Origin of the sequence: Luteipulveratus flavus (assembly GCF_029439465.1) — a bacterium.
Classification (GTDB): domain Bacteria; phylum Actinomycetota; class Actinomycetes; order Actinomycetales; family Dermatophilaceae; genus Luteipulveratus; species Luteipulveratus flavus.
This window is the reverse complement of record NZ_JAROAV010000010.1, coordinates 131,300-157,109: the sequence shown is the minus strand read 5'-3', so window position 1 is coordinate 157,109 and position 25,810 is coordinate 131,300. Positions and strand designations below refer to the sequence as shown.

Sequence of the window (25,810 nt, the reverse complement as noted above, 5' to 3'; positions counted from 1 at the left end):
GAACAGGTGTTCTAGAGTGTGGGGATGGACGTCGCCGCGCTGCAGGGCTCGCTGCTGGACCAGGTCGACCACGTCGGGCTGCGCTCCTTGCACGGTGCCGTCCGGCGGACGCCTCTGTCGCGCGGCGCGTGGGTCGACCTGCGCCCCGGGTGGCTGACGGGGGCCGACGAGCTCTTCACCCGGCTGACCCTCGGGGGCTCCGCCGGGGTGGAATGGCGCGGCGAGCGACGGATGATGTACGACCGCGAGGTCGACACCCCGCGGCTGCTGTGCTTCTACGGCGAGCACGAGCCCTGGCCGGACCCGGTCGTGGAGCGGGCGCGCGCGGAGCTGTCGGCGTACTACCGCGCCGAGCTCGGCGAGCCGTTCCGTACAGCAGGGATGTGCCTGTACCGCGACGGCCGGGACTCGGTCGCCTGGCACGGCGACCGTGAGGGCCGGGCGAGCACGCACGACACGATGGTGGCGATCGTCTCGATCGGCTCGCCACGTGCCCTGGCGCTGCGCCCCCAGGGTGGCGGTGAGTCGATGCGGTTCGTCCTCGGCCACGGCGACCTGCTGGTGATGGGCGGCTCGTGCCAGCGGACGTGGGAGCACGCGATCCCGAAGACGACCCGTCCGATCGGTCCGCGGATCAGCATCCAGCTGCGACCACGCGGCGTGCGGTGAGCCGTCTCACGGCGACGGTCGGGTGCTCCGGGTCGTGCGGAGACGGCTCCCGGGATACGGTGCCTGACGATGACTGACGAGCTGAATTATCTCGAGCACCTGGCCCGCGAGTCGGTGCGGTTCAGCGACGCGATCCGTCTGGCCGCCCCTGACGCGCCGGTTCCCACGTGCCCCGGGTGGCAGACCGACGACCTGCTGTGGCACCTCGGTGAGGTGCAGTGGTTCTGGGGGTCGATCATCAGCGAGGACCTGCGCACCGTGCAGCAGATCGAGGACCTCCCCGATCCCGAGCGGCCCACCGACCACACCGGCCTGCTGCGGTTCTTCGACCGGTGGAGCCCGCACCTGGCCGAGTCCGCCGCGGCCGCGGACCCGAGCGAGCCGCGCTGGATGTGGGTGCCGGACGAGTCGTTGCACACGGTCGGCTACATCCGTCGCCGCCAAGCCCATGAGGCGCTCATCCACCGCATCGACGCCGAGCTGACCGCCGGCACCGACCGCGCGCCGATCGACACCGAGCTCGCGGCGGACGGCGTCGACGAGGTGCTACGGGTCATGTACGGCGGCCACCCCGCGTGGGGCACGTTCACGGTCGGCGAGCACACCGCGCGGTTCCGCGCGACCGACACCGAGCAGGAGTGGGTCGTCTCGGTCGGTCGGTTCACCGGCATGCCTCCGTGGGGCGGCGAGCCCGTCAACGACCATCGCTTCCAGTGCGCCGCCGACTCCACCGGCCCGGTGGGCGTCACCATCAGCGGTAAGGCGACCGACCTCGACCTGTGGCTGTGGCGCCGACCGACCTCCGAGGAGGTCGAGACCGAGGGCGACTCCGCGGCGCTCGCCGCCGTGCACGCCGTTGTCGACCGCGGAGTCAGCTGAGCCGTTCGGCGTCGTACGCCGCGAGCATCCGGTCGGCCGCGCTCACAGCGGGCAGCCGGCCGGCGAGGACCTCTGCGCGCAGGTCCGCGGAGACCTCGCGAACCCCGCGCGACCGCCGCAACCGCTGCTCGAGCTCGTCCTGGACCAGCAGCCGGGCCAGCGCCCACTGCTGGTCGGACCGCTTGGCCGCCAGGCCCCCGTCGTCGTAGGACTCCCGGTGGCGTACCACCGCGTCCCAGAGCCGGTCGATGCCCTCCCCGGTGAGGCCCGAGGTGGTGAGCACCGGGGGCACCCACCGGCTCCCCCGCGGGTGGACGAGCCTGATCGCGCCGGCGAGCTCCTTGGCCGCGGTCGCCGCCTGCTCGGCGTACGCGCCGTCGGCCTTGTTGACCGCCAGCACGTCAGCGATCTCCAGGATGCCCTTCTTGATGCCCTGCAGCTGATCGCCCGAGCGAGCGAGGCCGAGCAGCAGGAAGGTGTCGACCATCTGCGCGACGGCGGTCTCGGACTGGCCGACCCCGACGGTCTCGACGAGCACGACGTCGTACCCGGCCGCCTCCAGCACGGGGATCGTCTGGGCGGTGGCGCGCGTCACGCCACCGAGCGTTCCCGCGGTCGGTGACGGACGGACGTACGCCGCCTCGTTCGCGGCCAGCCGCGGCATCCGGGTCTTGTCACCGAGAACCGAGCCGCCCGTGCGTGTACTCGACGGGTCGACAGCCAGCACCCCGACACGGTATCCGCGCTCGATCAGCATCGAGCCGAGCGCCTCGATGAACGTGGACTTTCCCACGCCGGGCACGCCGGAGACGCCGAGTCGTACGGACGCCGCGCCGGGGTCGTCGGCGGCGAGGTCGGTCAGCAGCTCGCGCGCCGCGGAGCGGTGGTCGGCGCGGGTCGACTCCAGGAGGGTGATCGCCCGCGACAGCAACGACCGGTCCCCCGCCCGTACGCCCGCCGCGAGCCGGGCGACGTCGACCCGTCCCGCGGTCACACCGCGTGCCCGTGGGCGCGGGCGAGATCGCCCAGCAGGGTCAGCGCCGACTCCGCGATCACCGTGCCGGGCAGGAACACCGCCGCCGCACCCATCTCGCGCAGCGTCGCGACGTCCGCCGGCGGGATGACACCGCCGACGACGATCATGATGTCCGGCCGTCCGGCCTCCGCGAGCGCGTCCCGCAGCGCCGGCACCAGCGTGAGGTGACCGGCGGCCAGCGAGTTCACCCCGACGACGTGCACGTCGTTGTCGACCGCCTGCTGCGCGACCTCCTCGGGCGTCGCGAACAGCGGGCCCACGTCGACGTCGAAGCCCATGTCGGCGAACGCGGTCACGATCACCTTCTGCCCGCGGTCGTGGCCGTCCTGGCCCATCTTCGCGACGAGGATCCGCGGGCGTCGGCCCTCGGACTCGGCGAACGACTCGGTCGCGTCCAAGACCTGCTGCACGGTGGCGTCGCCGCCGCTGCTGCGGGCCTCGTCGCGGTACACACCCGAGATCGTACGGATCTGGGCGGTGTGCCGGCCGTAGACCTTCTCCAGCGCGTCGGAGATCTCGCCCACCGTCGCGTGCGCCCGAGCGGCGTCCACCGCGCGCGCCAGCAGGTTGTGCTCCGAGTCGGCGCCGCCGGCCGGCTGCTCGGCCGCGTGGGTCAGCGCGTCCAGGGCGGCCCGGACCGCCTCGTCGTCCCGCTCGCGCCGCAGCCGCTCCAGCTTCGCGAGCTGCTGGGCGCGGACCGAGGCGTTGTCGATCCGCAGCACCTCGATGTCGTCGGCGTCCTCGGACCGGTACCGGTTCACACCGACGACGGCCTGCGCGCCGGAGTCGATCCGTGCCTGCGTCCTGGCCGCCGCCTCCTCGATGCGCATCTTCGGGATGCCCGCCTCGATCGCCTTGGCCATGCCGCCGGCGTCCTCGACCTCCCGGATGTGCTCCCAGGCGCGGTCGGCCAGCTCGTGGGTCAGGCGCTCGACGTAGTACGAGCCGCCCCACGGGTCGACCATCCGCGTGGTCCCGCTCTCGTGCTGCAGGACCAGCTGGGTGTTGCGGGCGATGCGGGCCGAGAAGTCGGTCGGCAGCGCGATCGCCTCGTCCAGGGCGTTGGTGTGCAGCGACTGGGTGTGGCCTTGCGTTGCCGCCATCGCCTCGATGCACGTCCGGGCCACGTTGTTGAAGGGGTCCTGTGCCGTCAGCGACCAGCCGGACGTCTGGCAGTGGGTCCGCAGCGAGCGCGACTTCGGGTTCTGCGCGCCGAGCTCGCGGGTCACCCGCGACCACAGCGCCCGGCCCGCCCGCAGCTTGGCGACCTCCATGAAGAAGTTCATCCCGACCGCCCAGAAGAAGGACAGCCGCGGCGCGAACGCGTCGATGTCCAGGCCTGCCGCCTGACCGGCCCGGATGTACTCCATCCCGTCGGCGAGGGTGTACGCGAGCTCCAGGTCGGCCGTCGCTCCGGCCTCCTGGATGTGGTAGCCCGAGATGGAGATGGAGTTGAACCGCGGCATGTGCGCCGCGGTGAACGCGAAGATGTCGGAGATGATCCGCATCGACGGCTCCGGCGGGTAGATGTAGGTGTTGCGGACCATGAACTCCTTGAGGATGTCGTTCTGGATGGTCCCCGTGAGCTGCTCCGGCTTCACCCTCTGCTCCTGCGCCGCGACGATGTAGAGCGCGAGCACCGGCAGGACGGCGCCGTTCATCGTCATCGACACGCTCATCCGATCCAACGGGATGCCGTCGAAGAGCTGCCGCATGTCCAGGATCGAGTCGATCGCGACCCCCGCCATGCCGACGTCGCCGGCGACCCGCGGGTGGTCGGAGTCGTAGCCGCGGTGCGTGGCGAGGTCGAACGCCACCGACAGGCCCTTCTGCCCGGCGGCGAGGTTGCGCCGGTAGAAGGCGTTGGACTCCTCGGCCGTCGAGAACCCGGCGTACTGGCGGATCGTCCACGGCTGCGTCGCGTACATCGCCGGGTACGGGCCGCGCAGGAACGGCGGCTGCCCGGGGTAGGTGTCCAGGGCGTCGAGCCCGTCGAGGTCGTCCGCGTCGTACGAGGGCCGCACGAGGATGCCCTCCGGCGACTCCCACCCGCTGGTCGAGTGGCTCGGAGCGCCGGCGGAGGACGAAGCCCTCCTGGTCGAGCGCGCCTCGTCCCAGCTCAGCTCGGCAAAAGACTGGGGAATGCTCATGACTCGGCTCCTTCGCCGTCGAGTCGGCTGCGTAGCCGCTGCACGGTCTCGACCACGTCGTGCCCCACCGCCAGGTGGTCGTCCACCCGTGGCTCCAGCTCGGCGGACGGTCTCCCTGCCAGGACGACCCAGGTCACGCCCGCGTCGCGCAACGCCTCGACGTATGCAGCACCCTCCTTCGCGTACTGTGCGTCGCTACCCGCGAGAACAGCCACCGCAGAACGTGATTCGCGGATCACCTCGTTGACGTCTGCCGCCGACGCGGTCGGACCGGTGGACACCACAGGTACGCCCCCAGCGGTCAGCAGGTGCGAGGCGAAACCCACCCTGGCGGTGTGCTCGGCGACCGCGCCGATCGCCGCGAGCACCACCGGCCGGGCTGCGGCATCGTCACGCAACGCCTCGAGCTCGTGCGTCCAGGAGCGAACCCGTACCGGATGGGGCTCAGGCCGCCGCACCGGCAACGTCTCTCCCGCAACGGGGAACTCGCTGACGCCCGTCACCGGTTGCCGTCGCGTCCGCACGAGCCGGTCACGCTCGCCTGCCTCCTCGTCGATCCGGCGACGAATCGTGCCGGACTCCAGCGCGATCCGCAGACCGCCGTCCTGCTCGATCTGCCGGAACGCGTCCCACGCCTCGGCGGCGAGGTCGTCGGTGAGCCGCTCGATGCCGTGTGCGCCACCCGCCGGGTCCGCGACGGCGTCCAGGTGGGACTCCTCGATGAGCAGACGCGAGATGTTGCGGGCCATCCGGCGGCCCAGCCGCTCGGGCTCGCCCAGCGCGGTGTCGAACGGAAGCACCGTCACCGCCTCCGCGCCCGCGACCCCGGCCGAGAACGCGGCGATCGTGGTCCGCAGCAGGTTGGTCCACGAGTCGTAGCGGGTGAGCATCGGCCGTGCGGTCACCGCATGCTGGTGCATCAGGGTGCTCGGCGCGTCGGCCCCCGCGGCGCGTGCCAGCCCCGACCAGAGCAGGCGGGCGGCCCGCAGCTTGGCGATGGAGATCAGCTGGTCGTCCGACACCGACAGCCGGAACTCCATGAGTCGCAACGCTGTCGGCAGGTCGACGCCGCCGTCCTCGAGGGCTCGCAGCACCTCGGCGCCGGCGGCCAGGGCGAAGGCGAGCTCGGTGACGTCCGTCGAGCCCAGGTCGTACGCGGCGGTGGCGTCGACGACCACACCGCGTACTCCTGCGCCGGCGGCCAGGCGGGCGACCTCGACCGTGGCGGCGAGGTCTGCGGATCCGCCGTCCCGGAGCGCGGCGCCGAACGCCTCTGCGCCGAGGTTCGTCCTCGCGTGCAGCGCCCGCCCGGCGTGCTCGGCCCGGTCCACCAGCGCGCGAGCGAGCTCGGGTACCGGCACATCGACCGCGTCCAGGACGACCGGAGCGAGATCGAGGTAGACGTCCGCGAGCGCCGATGTCATGGCCTCGGCGCCGTCCGCTCGTACCCACAGCGACGTGCTGCCGCCCTCGAGCTCCTCGACGGCGTCGCGGGCAGCCTGCTCGGAGCCGGCCGTCAGCAGTGCGCGCGCGTCCCAGCCGCCCCCGGGCATCGGCGCCCCACGGGTGAACGGCGCCTCGCCCACGCTCCCCCGATCGGTACGGACCGGCTCGGCCAGGGCGTGGACGACGACCCCGTCGAGCGTGTCGCTGTCGAGCGCTGCGGCCAGATCGCCGTCGCCGATGTCGCGTCCGGCCCGGGTGAGCACCGCGCGAACCGCGTGCTCCCAGTGCTGCCGGCGATCCGGCGCAGCGTCGTCGTCCAGCGCAATCATGGCGGTCAGCCTATTCGGGGGGTCGCAGCGGCGCCGCGACAGCCCGCGCGCGGCTAGCCTCCGCGGGTGAGGACACCGGCGGCACTCGTGTGCCTGGTCGCGGCGACGTGGCTGCACCTGGGCTTCCAGGGCACCGTCACGCTCCTGGTGTATCCCGCGCTGGGCCGCGTGGGCCGGGACGACTGGCGGATCGCGCACGAGCGCCACTCCCGCACCATCACGCCGGTCGTCGCGGTCGTGTACCTCGGCCTGGTCGCGACCCTGACCTGGTGCCTGGTGGCGCAGCCCTCGACCGCCGTCGTCGTCAGCACGATGGGCGCCCTGCTGTCGGCGGGCGTGACCGCCGCGCTCGCGGCGCCGCTGCACGCACGCCTGGGGGACGCGTACGAGCCGACCCTGCTCGATCGGCTCGTCCGCGTCGACCGCATCCGGCTGGTCGGTGCGCTCATCGGCGCGGCCGCCGCCCTGGTCGCCCTGCGGTGACCGGGTCGGCCGTCAGGCGGCAGGCTCCTGCTTTCCGTCGCGCAGCGCCCGGTTGACCGCTGACAGGATTGCGGTGAGCGACGCCTTCACGATAGAGCTGTGCCGGCCCACGCCCCACAGGACGCGCTCGCCGATCGCGCACTCGACGTAGGCCGCCGCCTTCGCGTCGTCACCGGCTGACAGCGCGTGCTCGGCGTAGTCCAGCACCCGCACGTCGACGTCCAGGGTCGCGAGCGCGTCGATGAACGCCGCGATCGGACCGTTGCCGGTGCCGGCGATGGTGACCTCGCCGCCCTGGTCGCGGTCCAGCATGGTCGCCGTGATGCGGTCCTGGCCGTCCGCCGAGCTGTCGATCGTGTGCGTGACCGGAGCGAACCGACCCCAGGCACTGTCACCCTCGCCCGTCCCCGGCAGGTACTCGTCCACGAACGCCTGCCACAGCTGGTCGGGCGTGACCTCGCCGCCCTGCAGGTCGGTCCGGCGCTGGACGACGCCGCTGAACTCCACCTGCAGCCGTCGCGGCAGGTCCAGCTGGTGCTCGGTCTTGAGGATGTAGGCGACGCCGCCCTTGCCCGACTGGCTGTTGACCCGGACGACGGCCTCGTACGACCGACCGATGTCGTGCGGGTCCACCGGCAGGTACGGCACGCCCCAGACCAGCTCATCGACCGGCTTGCCGGCCTCCTGGGACCGGCGAGTCATGTCCTCCAGGCCCTTCTTGATCGCGTCCTGGTGCGAGCCGGAGAACGCGGTGAAGACCAGGTCGCCGCCGTACGGGTGGCGCTCGTGCACCGGCAGCTGGTTGCAGTGCTCGACCGTGCGGCGGATCTCGTCGATGTCGCTGAAGTCGATCTGCGGGTCGATGCCCTGACCGAACAGGTTCAGGCCCAGGGTCACCAGGCACACGTTGCCGGTGCGCTCGCCGTTGCCGAACAGGCAGCCCTCGATGCGATCGGCACCCGCCTGGTAGCCCAGCTCCGCGGCGGCCACACCCGTGCCGCGGTCGTTGTGCGGGTGCAGCGACAGCAGCACCGACTCGCGGCGGGCCAGGTGACGCGACATCCACTCGATCGAGTCGGCGTAGACGTTCGGCGTCGCCATCTCCACGGTCGCGGGCAGGTTGACGATCATCTTGTGGTCCGGCGTCGGGTCGATGACGTCGATCACCTCGTTGCAGATCCGGACGGCGAACTCCAGCTCGGTGCCCGTGTAGGACTCCGGGGAGTACTCGTAGTACACGGTCGTCTCGGGGACCGTCTCCTCGAGCTTCCGGCACAGCCGCGCGGCCTGCAGTGCGATGTCGACGATGCCGTCCTGGTCCATCCCGAAGACGACGCGGCGCTGCAGCACCGAGGTGGAGTTGTAGAAGTGGACGATCGCCTGCTTCGCGCCGCGGATGGCGTCGTACGTGCGCTCGATCAGCTGGTCCCGGCACTGGGTGAGCACCTGGATGGTCACGTCGTCGGGGATGTGACCGCCCTCGATGAGCTCGCGGCAGAAGTCGAAGTCGGTCTGGCTGGCGCTCGGGAAGCCGACCTCGATCTCCTTATAGCCCATCCGGCACAGCAGCTGGAACATCCGCAGCTTGCGCTCGGAGTTCATCGGGTCGATCAGGGCCTGGTTGCCGTCACGCAGGTCCACCGCGCACCAGCGCGGCGCCGTCGAGATGACCTGGTCGGGCCAGGTGCGGTCGGGCAGGTCGACCGGGATCTGCTCGTGGAACGGGACGTACTTGCCGATCGGCATCGTCGTCGGCTGCTGGGGGTGGATCATCTGCTCGCCTCTGGTTCGGGTGCGGATCGAGCACGGCGCGAGGGTGGCGCCCGGTGCTCGGGTTCGGCCGGCAGGACTGAACTCCGCGGCGAGGGAGGCCGAGCGTCAGGCCTCGCCGCGGCAGCGAAGAAGAAGTCCGTACGCCGTCCGCACGCCACCAGGGTAGGTGTGACCTCGGCGGACGTCCACAGTTCGGGCATGAGGTCCACATCACAAGACGAGACGGCTCAGGAGGCGAGGTACCGGAAGGCCGGCCAGGACCTGGCCCATCCCTGGGCGGGCCCGCGGCAGAGGTAGATCGCGGCCTCGGTGCTCTCCTCGTTGGCGACGCCGTCGTGGTCGGGCACGTCCGCGTACCGGCGGCAGTCCCGCAGCGGGGCGGGCGGCCGACCCTGGAAGACACCGACCACGGTGGTGGCCGACTCCGGAGGTGGCCCCCACAGGCCGTACCCGTTCATGCCGCTGTACGCCCGCGGCAGGCCGCGTTCGGGACCGAACCGGTCGACGGCGCCGGCCTCGCCGTAGTTGTCGGTGAGGATCGCCGTCCGGGCGCGAGCGTCCGCGGGCAGCGACCGGTACGCCCCGGCGACCTGGTCCACCAGCTGCGGCCACCCGACCGTCTCGAGCTGGTTCTCCCCCAGTCCGGACCACACCGGGCTGTCCGCGACCGTCGCCGGCGAGGTGAGCGGGATGAACGCCGGAGCCATCACCGCGGCCCCCAGGACGGTCACGACGTACGCGATCCACGGCCGGCGCAACCGCCGCTCGAGGGCGACCGCGCCCGCGGCGATCAGCGGTGGGTAGGTGCCGGCCGTGTAGTACCCCTGACCGGCCGTCACCACGAAGACGACGAGCCCGATGAGCCAGACCCAGACCAGGACTCGGTACGGGCTGCGGTCGCGCAGCAGGCGTCGAACGCCGACGATCCAGAGGAAGGCGCCCACCAGCCCGTACATGCCCAGCTGCTCGACCACGAACCCGATGCGCTCGCCGAGCGCCGAGTACTCGTTCGAGATCTGCCGCGAGAACGTCAGCTGCGGCCAGCCGTGGTCCGCCTGCCACAGCAGGTACGGGACCCACATCACGGCCGCGACCAGCAGCCCGAGCCACAGCCACCGGCTGCGCAGGGGCCGCCGGGTGCCTGGCACGAGCGCGAGCGACAAGACCACGGCCAGCAGCAGGACCTCGGGCAGCGCCTTGTTCAGCAGGCCCAGCCCCGCGATCGCGCCGACCAGCAGCCAGAGCCTCTCCTGGCCGGTGCGCACGATGCGGACCACGAGCCACAGCACCGTGACCCACACCAGCACGTCGATCGTGGCTGTCACCAGGATGTGCCCGACGGCCAGCGGGAATCCGCCGAGGCCCACGACGAGGGCCGTCAGGACCTGGGCGACCGTCCGGCCGCCGAGCTCCCGGGCGATCAGCGCGCTGACCAGGGCGAGGACGAGCACGCAGAGCAGGCCCGGCAGGCGAAAGACCACGAGCGAGCCGCCGCCGAGCTGGTCTGCGGCGCGGGCGACGAGCGGGGTGAGCGGCCCCTGGTCGGGGTAGCCCCACGCCGGGTGGTAGCCCGCCGCGCGGAAGTACAGCTCGTCGCGGTGGTAGCCCCAGCGCGCGCTCGTCACCAGCAGCAGCACGGCGACACCGAGCAGGACGACAGCGATCGGAGCACGAGCGAGGCGCGCCGTCGGTGCTGCGGACCCCACCCTGTGAGCGGTCACGGGCCAGATCGTACTGACTCGTGCCGGCCTGTTGCGCCTGCCGTGTCGGCCCTCGCGGGCAGAGTGTCGTCATGAGCCACCGTTGCCTGATCGTGCCGCCGCACCTGCTCGCCCACCTCGCCGCCGTCGACGACCCCCGTGCGGCCCAGGCCGCCCGCCACACACTGGAGTTCGGCATGCGCGTCGTCGCGCGCCGTGACGTACGGTCGGCGCGCTCCGGCCGCGAGGCCGGCGGTCTCGGCGGCACCGGACTGCTGCCCGGTGAGCTGAGGGAGCGGGCGCGTGGGCCCCGGACCCGAGCCGAGGAGGGCGCCACGGCGTTCTCGCCGAAGCGGTCGGTGCACGACGCCCAGCACGGCACGACGCTGCCCGGCACGCTGGTCCGCTCCGAGGGCCAGCCGGCGGTCTCGGACGAGTCGGCCAACGAGGCGTACGACGGGCTCGGCGCCACCTTCTCGCTGTTCGCGGAGGTGTACGGCCGCAACTCCCTCGACGGGGCAGGCCTCGGCCTGGTCGCCTCGGTCCACTACGACCGCGACTTCGACAACGCCTTCTGGGACGGCGAGCAGATGGTGTTCGGCGACGGCGACGGGACGTACTTCAACTCCTTCACCGACAGCGTCGACGTGATCGGGCACGAGCTCACCCACGGCGTCACCCAGTTCACCGCCGGACTCACCTACGTCGGTCAGTCCGGCGCGCTGAACGAGTCGGTCTCGGACGTCTTCGGCTCCCTGGTCAAGCAGCACACGCTCGGTCAGACCGCCGAGCAGGCCGACTGGCTGATCGGTGACAAGCTGTTCACCGACCGGGTCAAGGGCGTCGCGCTGCGCTCGATGAAGGCGCCGGGGACGGCGTACGACGACCCGCACCTCGGCAAGGACCCCCAGCCCGCCGACATGGACGGCTACCAGGACCTCCCGCACGACGAGGAGCACGACAACGGCGGCGTGCACATCAACTCCGGCATCCCCAACCGGGCGTTCTACCTGGCCGCCACCGCCATCGGGGGCAACGCGTGGGACGGCGCCGGACGGATCTGGTACGACACGCTCGTCGACGGCAACCTGGCCAAGGACCTGGACTTCGCCGGCTTCGCCGCCGCGACGACCCAGGCGGCCGCGGCCCGGTTCGGTGACGGGGGCACGCAGCACCGCGCGGTCCAGCAGGCGTGGGCGACCGTGAAGGTCACGCCGGGCGGGTAGCGTCGCCGGAGTGTGATCCCCAGGCGAGGAGGCACCATGTCCGACCAGCCCGACGCGACCCCACCATCAGCGGACACTGGCCCGGAACCGCCCGCCGGCGCCCACGTCGAGCACCGCAGTCCCCTGGCCCGTGCCCCGCGCCCGGGGTACGAGCGCAGCTCCGACGAGCCGCGTCGGGACCGGCTCCGTGAGGTGCTGGGCCCGGCGTGGGTCGGCATCCTGATCGGCGTCCTGCTCGTCCAGCTGGCGTTCATCGCCTCCTACGTCGGCGCCTTCCACGCCCCGCAGCCCCACGCGCTCACGGTCGCCGTCGTCGCGCCCGGTGACGCCGGTGACCAGGTCGCCACTCGGCTGAACGGCATCGCCGGGAACCCGCTGCAGGCCGACGCGACCACCGACCGGGCGAGCGCGGTGGACGACCTGCGGCACGGGCTGCGCCAGGCGGTGCTGGTGGTCGACCCGCAGGGCACCCAGGACCGGCTGCTGGTCAGCTCGGCGCAGGGGGCGTCCACCTCCCAGGCGATGCAGGCGGTGTTCCAGCAGGTCGAGGCGTCCCAGCGGCGGACGGTCACGGTGCAGGACGTCGTCCCGGCGCAGCCCGGTGACGCCCGTGGCCTCACCAGCTTCTACGTCGTCATCGGCTGGCTCGTCGGCGGCTACCTGATGGCCTCGTTCATCGGCGTCCGCGGCGGGGGGCGGGCTCGCAACTTCAGCCGGACGCTCTGGCGGCTGGTGGCCTGCGCCGTCTACGCGGCCGTCTCGGGCGTCGGCGGAGCGCTGGTCGTCGACACCTGGCTGAGCGCGATCACCGGTCACTTCTGGCAGCTGGTCGGCATCGGCTTCCTGCTGTCGTTGTCGGCCTCCGTCGTCACCCTCGGCCTGCAGGCGCTGCTCGGCATCATCGGGATCGGCGTCGCCATCGTCGTCTTCGTCGTCCTGGGCAATCCCAGCGCCGGTGGCGCGTACGGCTACCAGCTGCTGGATGAGCCGTGGCGCTCCATCGGCCGCTGGCTGCCCAACGGCGCCGGCGTCGACGCGGTGCGCAGCGTCGTCTACCTGCGCAGCGAGGACCTGTGGTCCCACCTCGGCGTCATCGCCCTCTGGATCGCGGCCGGTCTCCTGCTGGTCCTGCTCGTCAGCGCCAACGTCTACTGGGGTCTGCGGGACGACGTCACCGCACCGGAGCAGGAGGAGTCGGACGCCGTCAGCGCTTGATGTCGGGCAGCCGGCGGATCGCGATGAACCGCTCGTCGATCTCCTCGATGCCGAACTGGCCCACCGGGATCTCGTCCACGACGTGGTCCTCGGTGAGCCCGACGATGACGTTCTGGGTGTGCTCCTCGCGGACCACCTCGTCGTCGCGCAGGACGACGTAGGTGTTGCTGGTGCGCACCCGCCCCTCCGACACCGGCTCCGCCTCGAACCACCGCTGGTACTCGTGCCGTCCGACGCGTGCCGAGCTGGACAGCTTCCGCTCGACGCGCCCGCCACCGGCGCCGTACGAGCGACTCATCAGCACCGAGGCACCCGACACGAGCACCTGGGCCATGCGGTGCCAGAACATCTCCCGCTCACGCTCGCCGAGGAAGTAGATGACGTTGAACAGCAGCGCACCACCGCACGGCTCGGGCAGCCAGGCGTCCAGGATCGAGTCGGGCACGACCGTCGTCCGCTCGCGCACCGGCGTGCACTCCGACAGCCGCGTCATCAGCAGGGACCGCATGATCTCGTCCGGCTCGACGGCGATGACCTCGGCTCCGGGGTACCGCTGCGCCAGCGCCACGGTCGTCACACCGCTGCCGGGACCGATGTCGATCAGGGGTAGTGAGGGGTCGAACGCCGCTGCGTCCCAAGGGATCTCGTGCACGAAGTCGGTCTCCTGCAGCGGCAGCCGCAGGACGTCGCCGAACTCCGCCCAGGCCTGGTAGTCCTTCACTAGAAGCCCAGCCGGCTCAGCTGGTTCGGGTCCCGCTGCCAGTCCTTGGCGACCTTCACGTGCAGGTCGAGGAACACCTTCTGCCCGAGCAGCGCCTCGATGCCGCGTCGCGCAGTCGTCCCCACCTCTCGCAGGCGCGAACCGCCGCGCCCGATGACGATGGCCTTCTGGCTGGACCGCTCGACGAACACGTTGACGCGCACGTCCAGCAGCGGGCTGTCGGCCGGGCGGTCCTCGCGCGGCACCATCTCCTCGACCACGACGGCCAGGCTGTGCGGCAGCTCGTCGCGGACACCCTCCAGCGCGGCCTCGCGGACCAGCTCGGCGATCATCACCGCCTCGGGCTCGTCGGTGAGGACGCCGTCGGGGTAGAGCGCGGGCGACAGCGGCAGGTACGACGTCAGCACCTCGGCGACGACGTCGACCTGGTCGCCGCCCGTCGCCGAGCACGGGACGATCTCGTCCCACTCCCCCAGCTGGTCGATGCTCACCAGGTGCTCGGCCAGGCGCTGCTTGTCGACCGTGTCCGACTTCGTCGCGATGGCGACGACCGGACGCCGGCGGCCCTGGCGCAGCTCCTTCAGCTCGGCCGCGATGAACTGGTCGCCCGGCCCGATCCGCTGGTCCGCCGGCAGGCAGAACCCGATCACGTCCACCTCGAGCAGCGTCTCCCGCACCAGGTCGTTCAGCCGCTGGCCCAGCAGGGTGCGCGGCTTGTGCAGCCCCGGTGTGTCCACCAGGATCAGCTGGCCCCGCTCACTGGTCGCGATGCCGCGGATCGTGTGCCGGGTGGTCTGCGGCTTGCTCGAGGTGATGGCGACCTTCTGCCCGACCAGGGCGTTCGTCAGCGTGGACTTGCCGGCGTTCGGCCGTCCCACCAGGCAGGCGAACCCCGCGCGGAAGTCCTCGCCGCGAGCGCCCGTACCCGCTCCTCCTGCGTTCACAGCACCTTCTCCTCGCCGATGTCTCGGTGGTTCGCGGTCAGCGTCGGCTCATTGTCCCCTGCGTCGGCCGCGACGCGGTCGACCACCACGGTCGCGAGCTGATGGCGTCGTCCGGCCATCCGCTCCGCGGTGAGCTGCAGGCCGGCGACAACGGCCGTCGCGCCGGGGATCGGGACGCGACCGACCAGCTTGGTGAGCAGGCCGCCGACGGTGTCGACGTCGTCCTCCTCGATGGTGACCTCGAACAGCTCGGCGAGGTCGTCCACGTGCATCCGGGCCGGCACCCGGGTACGCCCGTCGTCGGTGTGCTCCACCCCCGGGGTGGCGCGGTCGTACTCGTCGTCGATCTCGCCGACGATCTCCTCGACGATGTCCTCCATGGTCACCAGACCGGCCGTCCCGCCGTACTCGTCGATGACGATGGCGAAGTGGCGCCGCTCCAGCTGCATCTCGCGCAGCAGGTCGTCCGCCGGCTTGCTGTCCGGGACGTACGCGACCGGGCGCATCGCCTCGTGGACCACCGTGGACTCGGCGTCGGGGTCGGTGAAGATCCGGCGCGAGACGTCCTTGAAGAACAGCAGCCCGGCGACCTCGTCCGGGCTGCCGTCGACGACAGGCAGACGGGAGAACCCGGACCGGCTGAACAGCACCATCGCCTGGCGCAGGGTCTTCCCGCGATCGATCGTGATCATGTCCGTCCGCGGCACCATGACCTCGCGGGCGACGGTGTCGCCGAGCTCGAAGACCGAGTGGATCATCTTGCGCTCGTCGGCCTCGATCAGCTCCGACTCCTGGGCCAGGTCGACGAACTCGCGCAGCTCGGCCTCGGTCTCGAACGGTCCGTCGCGGTAGCCGCGGCCGGGCGTGACGGCGTTGCCGACGAGCACGACCAGCCGCACGATCGGGGCGAGCACGGCCCGCAACCAGCGGACCAGCGGCGCACTGGCCAGCGCCACCGCCTCGGCGTGCTGGCGCCCGAGCGTGCGCGGTGAGACCCCGACGAGGACGAACGACACCACGGCCATCACGGCGACCGCGACGAGCAACGTCGTCCAGAAGCCTCCGACGAGCCGGTCCACGGCGAGGGTGACCAGGACGGCAGCGGTCGCCTCGGCCAGCACCCGCAGGAAGGTGATCACCATCAGCACCGCACCGCGGTCCTGGAGCAGGGCCTGGAGGGTGCTCGCACCGCGGCGACCCTCCTCGGCGAGGTCGTCAGCGCGGTGCGGCCCCAGGCGGCCGATCGCCGACTCGATCAGAGCGAGGACGAAGCCGAGCACCACACTGAGCAGCGCGGCGATCCACAAGCCGGTCATGACGGCTCACTCAGCTCCCGAGGGAGGGGTGATCCGGGCCGCGGGTCGGTTCCGGCTCGCGAGGAAGGTGAGCAGGAGGGTGCGCTGCAGGTCGAACATCTCGCGGCGCTCGTCCGGCTCCGCGTGGTCGAAGCCGAGCAGGTGCAGGATGCCGTGCACGGTCAGCAGCAGCAGCTCCTCCTGCGCCGAGTGGCCGGCCTGCGCCGCCTGGCGGGCGGCGACGGTCGGGCACAGCACGATGTCGCCGAGGACGCCCTCCTCCGGCTCCGCGCCGTCCCGACCGGGACGCAGCTCGTCCATCGGGAAGCTCATCACGTCGGTCGGGCCGGGCAGGTCCATCCACTGCACGTGCAGGACCTCCATGGCGGCCTCGTCGATCACGCGGACGCACAGGTCGGCCTGCGGGTGGACCCGCATCTGCTCCAGGGTGTAGCCCGCACAGGCGTGCAGCTCGTCGAGGTCGACCTCGACGTCGGTCTCGTTGAGGACGTCGATGCTCATGCCTGGTCCCGCTCCTGCGCCGGACGCACGCGGGAGGGACCGCGACCGGCCTTGCCTCGAGCGTCCCACCGGCCGTACGCCTCGACGATGTGGCTGACCAGCCGGTGGCGGACGACGTCCTGGGCGTTCAGCTGGGAGAAGTGGACGTCCTCGACGCCGCCCAGGATGTCCTGGACCACCCGCAGACCCGACTGGGTACCGCCGGGGAGGTCGACCTGGGTGACGTCTCCGGTCACGACCATCTTGGAGCCGAACCCGAGGCGGGTGAGGAACATCTTCATCTGCTCGGCCGAGGTGTTCTGCGCCTCGTCCAGGATGATGAAGGCGTCGTTGAGCGTGTTGTGGGTGAGGATGAAGTCGTCGGTCACGTAGAGCGAGTCCGCCGCGGCCACCTGGATGCACACCGTCTCCACCTCGCCGAGCGGCTCGATGGCGTGCACATAGCGCATCGGCCTCCCGGGCGCCGTACGGGCGTAGGCCTCACGCTTGCGCGTCATCCTGAAGGGCTCGCAGCCCTCCGGAAGCCGGATGTCGACCACGTGTGCGTCGGTGCGGTAACCCACCGGTCGCCCGTTCGCCAGCCCCGGCACTCTCCCTTCGGCAGCTCTCGTCCTCGTGTACGCGACGCCACCGAGCGAGCGCACCAGGAACATGACGTCGTCCCGCAAGCGGGTCGAGGTCGTCGAGTACTGGACCCGACAGGTGCGCCCGCGTTGCGGGACGGGACCACCGTCGGTGTCGAGAAGACCCTGCAGCACCGCGAGGCGAACCTCGCGGGTGTTGTGAAGGTAGGAGGTCGGCACGAACTTCGTCGCGGACGTCGTGCCGGCGAGCCCCAGCTCGCGAACCACCGCGGTCACGGGATTCGCGACGATGACTCCACCGCGTCCGCCGCCGGTGCGCCTCAGGACGTAGTCGTACCCGGACTTGCGCACCGGCGTGATGCCGGGCAGCGCCTGCTCGAGCGCCTCGACCAGCTCCGGGTCGGCGGTGGTGAACGACGGGGTCGTCTTCGTCGTGATGCAGCCGTCGCCCAGCAGCAGCCCGAGTGCGTACGGATCCATCGGCACCGGCTGCTCAGGAAGGGCCACGGCATCGACCACGGGTAGCTCGAAGCGGTGAAAGTGGTTCTGGCGCAGCCGGCCGATCATGTCGGTCGTCTGCACCACGCGCTGCTTGCCACGGCGCTTGTCATCGCGCGTCATGACGGCCCACAGGTGCTCGCCGCAGCAGCGCGTCGACGCGCCGTCCTGGGTCGACAGGCGGTAGACCTGCTTGCGTCCCTGTGGGAACACGCCGAGCACGGGCGTGGGCTCTCCGTTCGACCCGATCACCAGGTCACCGACCGCGAGCGAGCCGATCGGGACAAACCCCTCCGGCGTCAGCACCTTCGCGTCCAACGGTTGCGCTCGGCCACGCATGTACGCCAGGGGCGCGACCTCGACGGTGCCCGAGGCCATCAGGCGCGGGATGGAGTCCGGATCGACCATGTCGTGCAGCGCGTCGTACAGCGGCCGCAGGTAGGGGTCGATCTTGTCGTTGAGGGTGCCGGGCAGGAAGCCCAGCCGCTCGCCCGCCTCCACCGCCGGACGCGTCAGGATGATGCGGTTGACCTGCTTGGCCTGCAGCGCGGCCACCGCCTTGGCCATCGCGAGGTAGGTCTTGCCGGTGCCCGCCGGGCCGATCCCGAACACGATGGTGTTCTTGTCGATCGCGTCGACGTACTCCTTCTGACCAAGCGTCTTCGGCCGGATCGTCCGACCGCGGCTGCTGACGATGTTCATCGTCAGCACGTCGGCGGGACGCTCACGGGTCTGGGACTGCAGCATCCCGATCGAGCGCTCGACCGCGTCCCGGTTCAGCGGCTGGCCGGCGTCGATGATGGTGAGGAGCTCGGTGAGCAGGTCCTCGACGATCGCGATGTCCGCCTCCGGACCCGTCAGGTGGAACTCGTTGCCGCGGACGTGGATCTCCAGGCGCGGGAACGCTCGCTCCATGGTGCGCAGCAGCTCGTCGCGCGGGCCGAGCAGGGTGACCATCTGCACGTCCGGCGGGATCACGATGGTGCGCGGGGTCTCGGTCGTCGGCGGCAGACCCTCGATGTCGGAGGAGTCGGGTCCGGTGGACATGGTGCTGTGATCGTCAGTCATGTTCCCCTCAGTCTACGGTTCGGGACTGTCGTCACCTCATGAGTTCTCGCCGCGGTCCTCGGTGAAGCGTCTCGGTCGTCTCGACGGTGGTCGAGACGTCCTGGGCGCACCATGGACCGATGAGCGCACCGATCACCCGTACCGGCGGCGAGCCGGACATCGCCGCGGTCGCAGCGCTGCTCGCGGACCGCTCGCGCGCACGCCTGCTGTCGGCACTGCTGGACGGCCGTGCGCTCCCGGCCGGGCGGCTCGCCGCCGAGGCCGGTGTCACGCCCCAGACGACCAGCTCGCACCTGGGACGGTTGCTGGAGGCGGGACTGGTGACGGTCGAGCGCAGCGGACGGCACCGCTTCTACAGTCTGGCGAGCGCGGAGGTCGCGACCGCCCTCGAGGCGCTCGGTCGCCTCGCGCCCGAGCCACCGATCACCTCGTTGCGGCAGGGCACCCGGGCGCAACGGCTCCGCGACGCCCGTACCTGCTACGACCATCTCGCCGGTCGGCTGGGGGTACGGATCACCGCGCACCTGGTCGACATCGCGGTGCTGCGCCGGACCGACGGCGGCGACGGTGTCCACCGGTCGCACTCGGACGCGCTGTCCTCCCCCGCGCACGGGTCGCCGTACGAGCTGGGCGCCCGCGCCGCGGAGGGCCTGGCGCGCTGGGGTGTGAACCTGGCGGCGCTGCGGGAGCACGGGCGCAGCCGCCCAGTCCTGCGGTTCTGCACCGACTGGACCGAGCAGCGCTACCACCTGGCGGGCGGTCTCGGTGCCGCGCTGCTGCGGAGCGTGCGGGACCAGGGCTGGGTGGAGGACGGGCCGCGGCCGCGCGAGCTGGTGATCACCCGGCGCGGCGAGGAGGCCCTGGCCGATCTGCTGGGCGCGTCACCAGCGTAGGCGGGACGCGAGCACCGCCAGGGCGGCCGGACCGGCGCTCGAGGAGCGCAGCACGGTCGGACCCAGCCGGACCGGCACTCCCCCGGCGGCCGTGAGCGCGTCGACCTCGTCGGGGGCGATGCCACCCTCGGGTCCGACCACGACCAGCACGTCACCCTCAGCCGGCAGCTCGACGTCGCTCAGCGGCGTCCGCGCGTCCTCGTGCAGGACGAGGACGAGAGCGGCGGCGGCGGCTCGTGTGGCGAGGGCGTCCCGGGCGACGAGATCGGCCACCACCGGCACGACGGGCCGGCGCGACTGCTTGGCCGCCGCACGGACGACGCTCTCCCACTTGCGGTGCGCCTTGGCGCCACGCTCGCCCTTCCACTGCACGATGCTGCGTGCGGCCTGCCAGGGGACGACCTCGTCGACGCCGAGCTCGGTGGCCGCCTCGATGGCCTGGTCGTCCCGGTCGCCCTTGGCCAGCGCCTGGACCAGCACGAGCCGCGGCTGGTCCGGAGCCACCTGCTCCACGGACGCGACCGTCAGGGTCAGCTCGTCCTTGGCGGTGGTCGAGACGACCCCCCGCACCAGGAGGCCGGACCCGTCCGCCAGCAGGACGTCCTCGCCGACGCCGATCCGGCGCACGGTCGCCGCGTGCCGCCCCTCCGCACCGTCGAGCACCACCGACGAGCCCGGTGCGCACCCGTCGAGGCGGCCGGGCTCCAGGTGGAAGAGCGGCGCGGTCATGACGGCCGGCGCCTACTTGCCGGCGAACGCGTCGCGCAGGCGGCCGAGCAGACCGTGGTTGACGGGCTGGAACTTCGCCTCGGGCCGCTCCTCGCCGCGCTCCTTGGCGAGCTGGTGGAGCAGCTCCTGCTGCGGGGCGTCGAGCTTGGTGGGCGTACGGACGTTGGCGTGCACGTGCAGGTCGCCGCGCACGCTCGAGCGCAGGTGCGTGACGCCGAGGCCCTTGAGCGTGATGACGTCGCCCGGCTGTGTACCCGGCTTGATGTCGACGTCGCGGGTGCCGTCCAGGGTCTCCAGCGGGAGGGTGGTCCCGAGAGCGGCGGCGGTCATCGGCAGCTCCAGCGAGCAGTGCAGGTCGTCGCCCTGCCGCTGGAACATCGCGTGCTTGCGGACGCGGACCTCGACGTACAGGTCTCCGGCCGGGCCGCCGGCGCGTCCGACCTCGCCCTCACCGGACAGCTGGATGCGGGTGCCGCTGTCGACCCCGGCCGGAACCTTGATCGTCATGCTGCGGCGGTCACGCACCCGGCCCTCGCCCGAGCACTCGAAGCACGGGTCGGTGATGACCTCGCCGTACCCGCGGCAGGCGGAGCAGGGGCGGGTGGTCATGACCTGGCCGAGGAAGGACTTCTGGATCTGCTGGACCTGACCGGCGCCCTGGCAGACGTCGCAGGTCCGCGTCCCGGTGCCCGGCCGCGAGCCGCCGCCGTGACAGGTCGGGCAGACGACCGCGGTGTCGAAGACGAGGTCGGCGTTGCCGCCGAACACCGCGGTGCTGAGGTCGATCTCCAGCGGGAGCAGGGCGTCCTGCCCGCGCTCCTGGCGGGACCGAGGACCGCGACCGGCGCCTGCGGCGGTGCCGCCGAAGAAGGCGTCCATGATGTCGCTGAACGAGAAGCCCTGGCCGTAGCCGGCGGCGCCCGCCTGGGCGTACGGGTCGGCACCCATGTCGAAGGCACGTCGCTTCTGCGGGTCCGACAGCACCTCGTACGCCTGCGAGATCCGCTTGAACTCATCCGACGCCTCGGCGTCGGGGTTCACGTCCGGGTGGAGCTTGCGCGCCAGCTTGCGGTAGGCGCGCTTGATCTCCTCCTGGCTCGCATCGCGGTCGACACCGAGGGTGGCGTAGTAGTCGTTCACTGATCGAGGATCTCCGAGACGTAGCGGGCGACGGCACGAACGGCCGCCATGGTCGAGGGGTAGTCCATCCGGGTCGGGCCGAGGACCCCCAGGCCTGCGACCGCTCCGGTGCCGTAGCTCGTGGTCACCATCGAGGTCGTGTGCAGGCCCTCGTACGGGTTCTCCGCACCGATCCGCACCGCGACGGCGTCCGTCGCGTCGGCGTTCATCGTCGAGAGCAAACGCAGCAGGACGACGTGTTGTTCCAGGGCGTCCAGCACCGGCGCGATGCTGACCACGTCACCACCGGTGCGGGCGAGGTTCGCGGTACCGGCCAGGACGACGCGTTCCTCGCGCTGCTCGGCGAGGACGTCGGTCAGGGCCTGGACCACGCGCCGCACCGAGGCGCGCTCGGTGTCGTCGAACGTCTCCGGGAGGTCGGTGAGGCCCTGCGCGGCGTCACCGAGCAGGCGTCCCTGCGCCTCGGCGTTGAGGCGGCTGCGCAGCCGGGCGACGAACGCCTCGCCGCCGGCTGAGGCGAGGTTCTCCTCCCCCACGTCCATGACACGCTGCTCGACCCGGCCGCTGGAGGTGATCAGCACCACCATGAGGCGGCTGGACGTCAGCGGCACCAGCTCGATGTGCCGGACCGACGAGCGGGACAGGGAGGGGTACTGCATCACCGCGACCTGCTGGGTGATGGAGGCGAGCAGCCGGGCCGTGCGGTCCACGACGTCGTCCAGGTCGATGGACTGCTCGAGGAACTCCCGGATGGCCGAGCGCTCGGCGCGGCTGAGCGGCTTCACCTGGCTGAGCCGGTCGACGAACAGCCGGTAGCCGGCGTCGGTCGGCACCCGGCCGGCGGAGGTGTGCGGGGCCGCGATCAGGCCCTCCTCCTCCAGGACGGCCATGTCGTTGCGGACCGTCGCCGCGCTCACGCCCAGGTGGTGGCGCTCGAGCAGGGCCTTGGAGCCGACCGGCTCGGAGGTCGACACGTAGTCCTGCACGATCGCTCGCAGGATCTGCAGCCGTCGCTCCTCGGACATGGTCCACCTCCTCGCTGACGCTGGCACTCAGGACATCCGAGTGCCAAGTCTACGGGGTGGTTGCAGCCGAGCGTGTCGGACGCCGGTGGACGCGGCGCGTCCGCCTAGTCTCGCCGCGTGACCTACGACCGATACGGCAGTGACGTGCTCAGCTCGGACTGGAAGGCTCCCCGCCGCGGCCGGTCGACGCCGGTGGAGGCGCAGCCGGGGCTCGTGGTCGAGGACGCGCAGACCGGCTGGTGCGGCGCCGTCGTCCGGGTCGAGAAGGCCGGCGGCATGCAGGTCGTGCACCTGGAGGACCGCCGCGGCAGGCTCAAGGCGTTCCCGCTCGGGCCGGGCTTCCTGGTCGACGGCAAGCCCGTCGAGCTGACGCCGCCCACCGCGACCCAGCGGTCCGCGCTGGACGCCGCCCGCGCGGCGACCCAGCGCACCGCGTCCGGTTCGGTGGCCGTGCAGGGCGCTCGCGCGCGGGTCGCGTCCGGCTCGCGGATCTTCGTCGAGGGGCGCCACGACGCCGAGCTCGTCGAGAAGGTCTGGGGCGACGACCTGCGCATCGAGGGCGTGGTCGTGGAGATGCTCGACGGCGTGGACGACCTGGCCGCGGTGATCCGCGACTTCGCTCCGGACCGGTCACGCCGGCTCGGGGTGCTCGTGGACCACCTGGTGCCGGGCACCAAGGAGGCGCGCATCGTCGAGGAGGCCCACCGCAGCGCGGGTTCGGAGCACGTCCTGATCGTGGGCCACCCCTACGTCGACGTATGGCAGTCGGTCCGACCGGAGCGGCTCGGCTGGTCGCAGTGGCCGGTGATCCCCCGCGGGACGTCGTGGAAGCACGGCATCCTCGCCGAGCTCGGGTGGCCGCACGCCGACCAGGCCGACGTCGCTCAGGGCTGGAAGCGCATCCTGTCGACCGTGCGGACCTACGCCGACCTGGAGCCCTCGCTGCTGGGCCGGGTCGAGGAGCTCATCGACTTCGTCACCGCACCGCAGGAGTAGCCGGTCAGGGTGGTCCCTGAAACCACCCTGGTCCCCACCGATCCCACCCCGATCGGGCGAGATTCTGCGCCTCTCGTGGAGTTCACTGGTGGAGAACCGATCCAGGAGTGATGCCATGAGCTATCCCACCCAGCCGTACGCGGGCCAACCCGCCCTGTCCTCGCAGGACCGCACCGCCTCGGTGCTCGCCCACCTGTCCGCCCCGATCGCCGCCGTCCTGAGCCTGGGCTGGCTCAGCATGGTCGGACCGCTGATCGTGTGGTTCGTCTACAAGGACCGGAGCCCTGCCGCCCGGCACGCCGCCGCGGGAGCGTTCAACTTCAACCTGTCGTTCTGGATCCTCTACCTCATCAGCTGGATCCTGATCTTCAGCGTGATCGGCCTGATCGTCGGCGTGCCGCTGCTGATCGTGATCTTCGTCGTCGCGGCCTGGTGCCACGTCAAGGGCGCGATCCGCGCGGCCAACGGCCAGCCGTACGAGTACCCGTGGCAGCTGCGTGTGCTGCGCTGATCAGTAGCCCAGCAGGCGGCGGACCACCGTGTCGGCCAGCAGCCGTCCGCGTCGGGTGAGCACCGCTCGCGCGTCCCGGACGGCGCTGGGTCCGTCCAGCAGACCGTCGGCCACCAGCCCGGCCACGGCGCGGCGGCCGTCCGGGCGGACGAGGTCCAGCGGCAGACCTTCGACCAGGCGCACGCCGAGCAGGACGCGCTCGTCGTACCGCTGCTCCTCGGTGAGGAGCTCGCGTCCCGCGGCCGGCGAGTCGCCGGCGTTGACGCGCCCGGCGAAGGCGTTGGGGTGCTTGACGTTCCACCAACGCACGCCGCCCACGTGGCTGTGCGCGCCCGGGCCGATGCCCCACCAGTCGCCGTCCGCCCAGTAGCCCTCGTTGTGGCGGCACCGCGTCGTCGGGGACGTCGCCCAGTTGCTCACCTCGTACCAGCCGAACCCGGCGGTCGACAGCATCTCGTCGGCCAGCTCGTACTTGTCCGCCTCGTCGTCGTCGTCGGGCATCGTCACCAGTCCGCGGCGCACCTGGGCGGCCAGCTTGGTGCCGTCCTCGACGACCAGTGCGTACGCGCTGATGTGGTCGGGCTCCATCGCGACCGCGGCCTCCAGGCTGGTCCGCCAGTCACCGAGCGACTCCCCCGGTGTGCCGTAGATCAGGTCGACGCTGACCTGCATCCCGGCGGCCCGCACCGCCTCGACCACGCGCCCGACGTTGGCCGGGTCGTGCGTGCGCTCCAGGGTTCGCAGCACGTGAGGGACGGCCGACTGCATGCCCAGGCTCACCCGGGTGAACCCACCGTCGGCGAGCTCGCGCAGCGAGTCCGGGGTGACGGAGTCCGGGTTGGCCTCGGTCGTGATCTCCACGCCCTCGGCCAGGCCGAACGCGTCACGCAGACCGTCAACGATTCGCACCAGGTCACGGGAGCGCAGCATCGTCGGGGTGCCGCCGCCGACGAAGACGGTGTCGATCGGCGGCCTGGCCGGGCCCAGCACGTCGGCCGCGAGCGCGACCTCCGCGAGAGCAGCGTCGGCGTACGAGGACACCCCTGCGCCGGGCATGCCGAGCTCGGTCAGCGTGTAGGTGTTGAAGTCGCAGTACCCGCAGCGCACCGAGCAGAACGGCACGTGGACGTACGCGCCGAACGGCCGCTCGCCCAGGTGCGTGAGCGCGGACGAGGGCAGCGCCCCGTCGCGCGGGGCGGGCTCTCCGTCGGGCAGGACACTCGGCACGTCCTCCATTGTCGGTGCTCGCCCGCGTCGTCCGGCACAGTGGTCCCGTGACTCCTGACGAGCCGGTCGTTCTCGCACCGATGACGCCGACGGAGGCCCGGTGAGGGCCCGACCGGTCGTGCTGTCGCTCGCGGTCGCCGCAGCCCTGGCCGGGTGCGGCACCGAGGTCGCGCCCGGCCAGGAGGGCGGGCGGACACCGAGCGGGACGGACGGCAAACCGTCGACAACCGCGTCGAGGTCCGCCCCGGCCACTCCGCCTGTCCGGGTCACCGACGCCGCAGCGCCCCGTTCAGGTGGTCCGTGCCAGCCCTCCCAGCTGCGCCTGGTCGCAGGCGGCACGGACGCCTCCCTCGGCTACCGCGAGATGGCGGTCGTCGCGACGAACACCAGCCGGACGCCGTGCACCGTGGCCGGTTACGCGACCGCCACCATGTGGGGAACCAGCGGGCAGAGGTTTCGGGTCACCAGGGACCGCACCATGGCGGTCTACGACAACGACGGGCCCATCCGCCCCCGCACGGTGCGGATCGCGCCCGGGCGGAAGGCGGTCGTCCGACTCGGCTGGCGCGGCGACGGCGCTGCCGCTGGCGTCGAGCAGGTGGGGTCGTTCGCGCTGACCGTCACCCGCGGCAGCGCCCCGGCGCCGGTGACCCTCACCGAGCACACGATGCCGATCGACATCGTGGACGGCGGGTCGGTGCGCGTGAGTGGTTGGCGGACGGCGCCCGAGACGGTCGGGCCGCAGGACTGA

At 71.9% G+C, this 25,810-nt stretch carries 22 protein-coding genes and 3 pseudogenes; 9 read left to right on the top strand and 16 right to left on the bottom strand.

The features are described from left to right. Positions 1-24: 24 nt before the first annotated feature. Together P4R38_RS03850 and P4R38_RS03845 are read left to right on the top strand one after the other, a co-directional pair. Entirely contained in the window at positions 25-669 is a 645-nt protein-coding gene (locus P4R38_RS03850) for an alpha-ketoglutarate-dependent dioxygenase AlkB (protein ID WP_277191121.1), read from the top strand. Positions 670-738: 69 nt separating this feature from the next. Then, positions 739-1,548 carry a maleylpyruvate isomerase N-terminal domain-containing protein gene (locus P4R38_RS03845; protein WP_277191120.1) on the top strand — a complete coding sequence of 270 codons (810 nt, stop codon included), beginning with the start codon at positions 739-741 and terminating at the stop codon, positions 1,546-1,548. Here the strand turns inward: P4R38_RS03845 and meaB are convergent. Genes meaB through P4R38_RS03830 form a run of 3 tightly spaced genes read right to left on the bottom strand, consistent with a single transcriptional unit; the run spans position 1,541 to position 6,509 of the window. Then, positions 1,541-2,542 carry a methylmalonyl Co-A mutase-associated GTPase MeaB gene (gene meaB, locus P4R38_RS03840; protein ID WP_277191119.1) on the bottom strand — a complete coding sequence of 334 codons (1,002 nt, stop codon included), beginning with the start codon at positions 2,540-2,542 and terminating at the stop codon, positions 1,541-1,543. The genes P4R38_RS03845 and meaB overlap by 8 nt on opposite strands. Next, positions 2,539-4,734 carry a methylmalonyl-CoA mutase gene (scpA, locus tag P4R38_RS03835; protein ID WP_277191118.1) on the bottom strand — a complete coding sequence of 732 codons (2,196 nt, stop codon included), beginning with the start codon at positions 4,732-4,734 and terminating at the stop codon, positions 2,539-2,541. The genes meaB and scpA overlap by 4 nt, the downstream gene beginning before the upstream one ends. Continuing rightward, positions 4,731-6,509 (bottom strand): methylmalonyl-CoA mutase family protein, encoded by a 1,779-nt coding sequence (locus P4R38_RS03830; RefSeq protein ID WP_277191117.1) that lies wholly within the window; start codon positions 6,507-6,509, stop codon positions 4,731-4,733. Before P4R38_RS03830 ends, scpA begins: the two co-directional genes overlap by 4 nt. 66 nt (positions 6,510-6,575) lie before the next feature. Here P4R38_RS03830 and P4R38_RS03825 point away from each other — a divergent pair, with 66 nt between their 5' ends. Beyond that, positions 6,576-6,992 (top strand): hypothetical protein, encoded by a 417-nt coding sequence (locus tag P4R38_RS03825; RefSeq protein WP_277191116.1) that lies wholly within the window; start codon positions 6,576-6,578, stop codon positions 6,990-6,992. Between the two features lie 12 nt (positions 6,993-7,004). Here the strand turns inward: P4R38_RS03825 and leuA are convergent, their stop codons facing one another. Both leuA and P4R38_RS03815 read right to left on the bottom strand, forming a co-directional pair. After that, positions 7,005-8,765 carry a 2-isopropylmalate synthase gene (gene leuA, locus P4R38_RS03820; RefSeq protein ID WP_277191115.1) on the bottom strand — a complete coding sequence of 587 codons (1,761 nt, stop codon included), beginning with the start codon at positions 8,763-8,765 and terminating at the stop codon, positions 7,005-7,007. A 227-nt stretch (positions 8,766-8,992) separates the two neighbouring features. Beyond that, entirely contained in the window at positions 8,993-10,486 is a 1,494-nt protein-coding gene (locus tag P4R38_RS03815) for a glycosyltransferase family 39 protein (protein ID WP_277191114.1), read from the bottom strand. Positions 10,487-10,557: 71 nt separating this feature from the next. Between P4R38_RS03815 and P4R38_RS03810 the strand changes: the two genes are divergently transcribed. After that, positions 10,558-11,691 (top strand): M4 family metallopeptidase, encoded by a 1,134-nt coding sequence (locus P4R38_RS03810; protein WP_275240406.1) that lies wholly within the window; start codon positions 10,558-10,560, stop codon positions 11,689-11,691. 36 nt (positions 11,692-11,727) lie between these two features. Further along, entirely contained in the window at positions 11,728-12,906 is a 1,179-nt protein-coding gene (locus P4R38_RS03805) for an ABC-2 transporter permease (protein ID WP_277191113.1), read from the top strand. Here P4R38_RS03805 and P4R38_RS03800 read toward each other — a convergent pair. The 7 genes and pseudogenes from P4R38_RS03800 to P4R38_RS03770 all read right to left on the bottom strand — a co-directional run. Then, positions 12,896-13,627 carry a class I SAM-dependent methyltransferase gene (locus P4R38_RS03800; RefSeq protein ID WP_275240408.1) on the bottom strand — a complete coding sequence of 244 codons (732 nt, stop codon included), beginning with the start codon at positions 13,625-13,627 and terminating at the stop codon, positions 12,896-12,898. The two genes, P4R38_RS03805 and P4R38_RS03800, sit on opposite strands and share 11 nt — an antisense overlap. Next, a complete protein-coding gene (era, locus tag P4R38_RS03795) occupies positions 13,627-14,571 on the bottom strand; it encodes a GTPase Era (protein ID WP_275240409.1) in 945 nt (314 codons plus the stop codon). Before era ends, P4R38_RS03800 begins: the two co-directional genes overlap by 1 nt. Next, positions 14,568-15,887 (bottom strand): hemolysin family protein, encoded by a 1,320-nt coding sequence (locus P4R38_RS03790; RefSeq protein ID WP_275240411.1) that lies wholly within the window; start codon positions 15,885-15,887, stop codon positions 14,568-14,570. The genes era and P4R38_RS03790 overlap by 4 nt, the downstream gene beginning before the upstream one ends. A gap of 6 nt (positions 15,888-15,893) precedes the next feature. Further along, entirely contained in the window at positions 15,894-16,388 is a 495-nt protein-coding gene (gene ybeY, locus P4R38_RS03785) for an rRNA maturation RNase YbeY (RefSeq protein ID WP_277191112.1), read from the bottom strand. Further along, positions 16,385-16,729 (bottom strand): annotated as a pseudogene (locus tag P4R38_RS03780) (PhoH family protein); the annotation flags it as partial. The gene ybeY and the pseudogene P4R38_RS03780, both read right to left, overlap by 4 nt. A 270-nt stretch (positions 16,730-16,999) precedes the next feature. Then, positions 17,000-17,452, bottom strand: a pseudogene (locus P4R38_RS03775) (LAGLIDADG family homing endonuclease); the annotation flags it as partial. A 345-nt stretch (positions 17,453-17,797) separates the two neighbouring features. Continuing rightward, positions 17,798-18,538: pseudogene (locus tag P4R38_RS03770) on the bottom strand (PhoH family protein); the annotation flags it as partial. A gap of 119 nt (positions 18,539-18,657) precedes the next feature. On the opposite strand from P4R38_RS03770, the gene P4R38_RS03765 reads away from it, so the two are divergent. Beyond that, complete coding sequence (locus tag P4R38_RS03765; RefSeq protein ID WP_277191111.1) at positions 18,658-19,431, top strand: ArsR/SmtB family transcription factor; 774 nt, start codon at positions 18,658-18,660, stop codon at positions 19,429-19,431. Here P4R38_RS03765 and P4R38_RS03760 read toward each other — a convergent pair. Genes P4R38_RS03760 through hrcA form a run of 3 tightly spaced genes read right to left on the bottom strand, consistent with a single transcriptional unit; the run spans position 19,420 to position 22,325 of the window. Then, positions 19,420-20,160: a 16S rRNA (uracil(1498)-N(3))-methyltransferase gene (locus P4R38_RS03760; protein ID WP_277191110.1), complete on the bottom strand. Its 741-nt coding sequence runs from the start codon at positions 20,158-20,160 to the stop codon at positions 19,420-19,422. The genes P4R38_RS03765 and P4R38_RS03760 overlap by 12 nt on opposite strands. Before the next feature lie 12 nt (positions 20,161-20,172). Further along, positions 20,173-21,300, bottom strand: coding sequence for a molecular chaperone DnaJ (gene dnaJ, locus P4R38_RS03755; protein WP_277191109.1), 1,128 nt, complete (start codon positions 21,298-21,300; stop codon positions 20,173-20,175). Further along, on the bottom strand, positions 21,297-22,325 hold the full coding sequence (hrcA, locus tag P4R38_RS03750; protein ID WP_275240419.1) for a heat-inducible transcriptional repressor HrcA: 1,029 nt from the start codon (positions 22,323-22,325) through the stop codon (positions 21,297-21,299). The genes dnaJ and hrcA overlap by 4 nt, the downstream gene beginning before the upstream one ends. 117 nt (positions 22,326-22,442) lie before the next feature. On the opposite strand from hrcA, the gene P4R38_RS03745 reads away from it, so the two are divergent. Together P4R38_RS03745 and P4R38_RS03740 are read left to right on the top strand one after the other, a co-directional pair. Next, a complete protein-coding gene (locus P4R38_RS03745; protein ID WP_275240421.1) occupies positions 22,443-23,321 on the top strand; it encodes a DUF3097 domain-containing protein in 879 nt (292 codons plus the stop codon). Between the two features lie 115 nt (positions 23,322-23,436). Then, a complete protein-coding gene (locus P4R38_RS03740; protein ID WP_277191108.1) occupies positions 23,437-23,832 on the top strand; it encodes a DUF4870 domain-containing protein in 396 nt (131 codons plus the stop codon). On the opposite strand, the gene hemW is transcribed toward P4R38_RS03740, so the two are convergent. Then, positions 23,833-25,068: a radical SAM family heme chaperone HemW gene (hemW, locus tag P4R38_RS03735; protein WP_409201233.1), complete on the bottom strand. Its 1,236-nt coding sequence runs from the start codon at positions 25,066-25,068 to the stop codon at positions 23,833-23,835. A gap of 91 nt (positions 25,069-25,159) precedes the next feature. Between hemW and P4R38_RS03730 the strand changes: the two genes are divergently transcribed. Next, a complete protein-coding gene (locus tag P4R38_RS03730; protein WP_277191106.1) occupies positions 25,160-25,810 on the top strand; it encodes a DUF4232 domain-containing protein in 651 nt (216 codons plus the stop codon).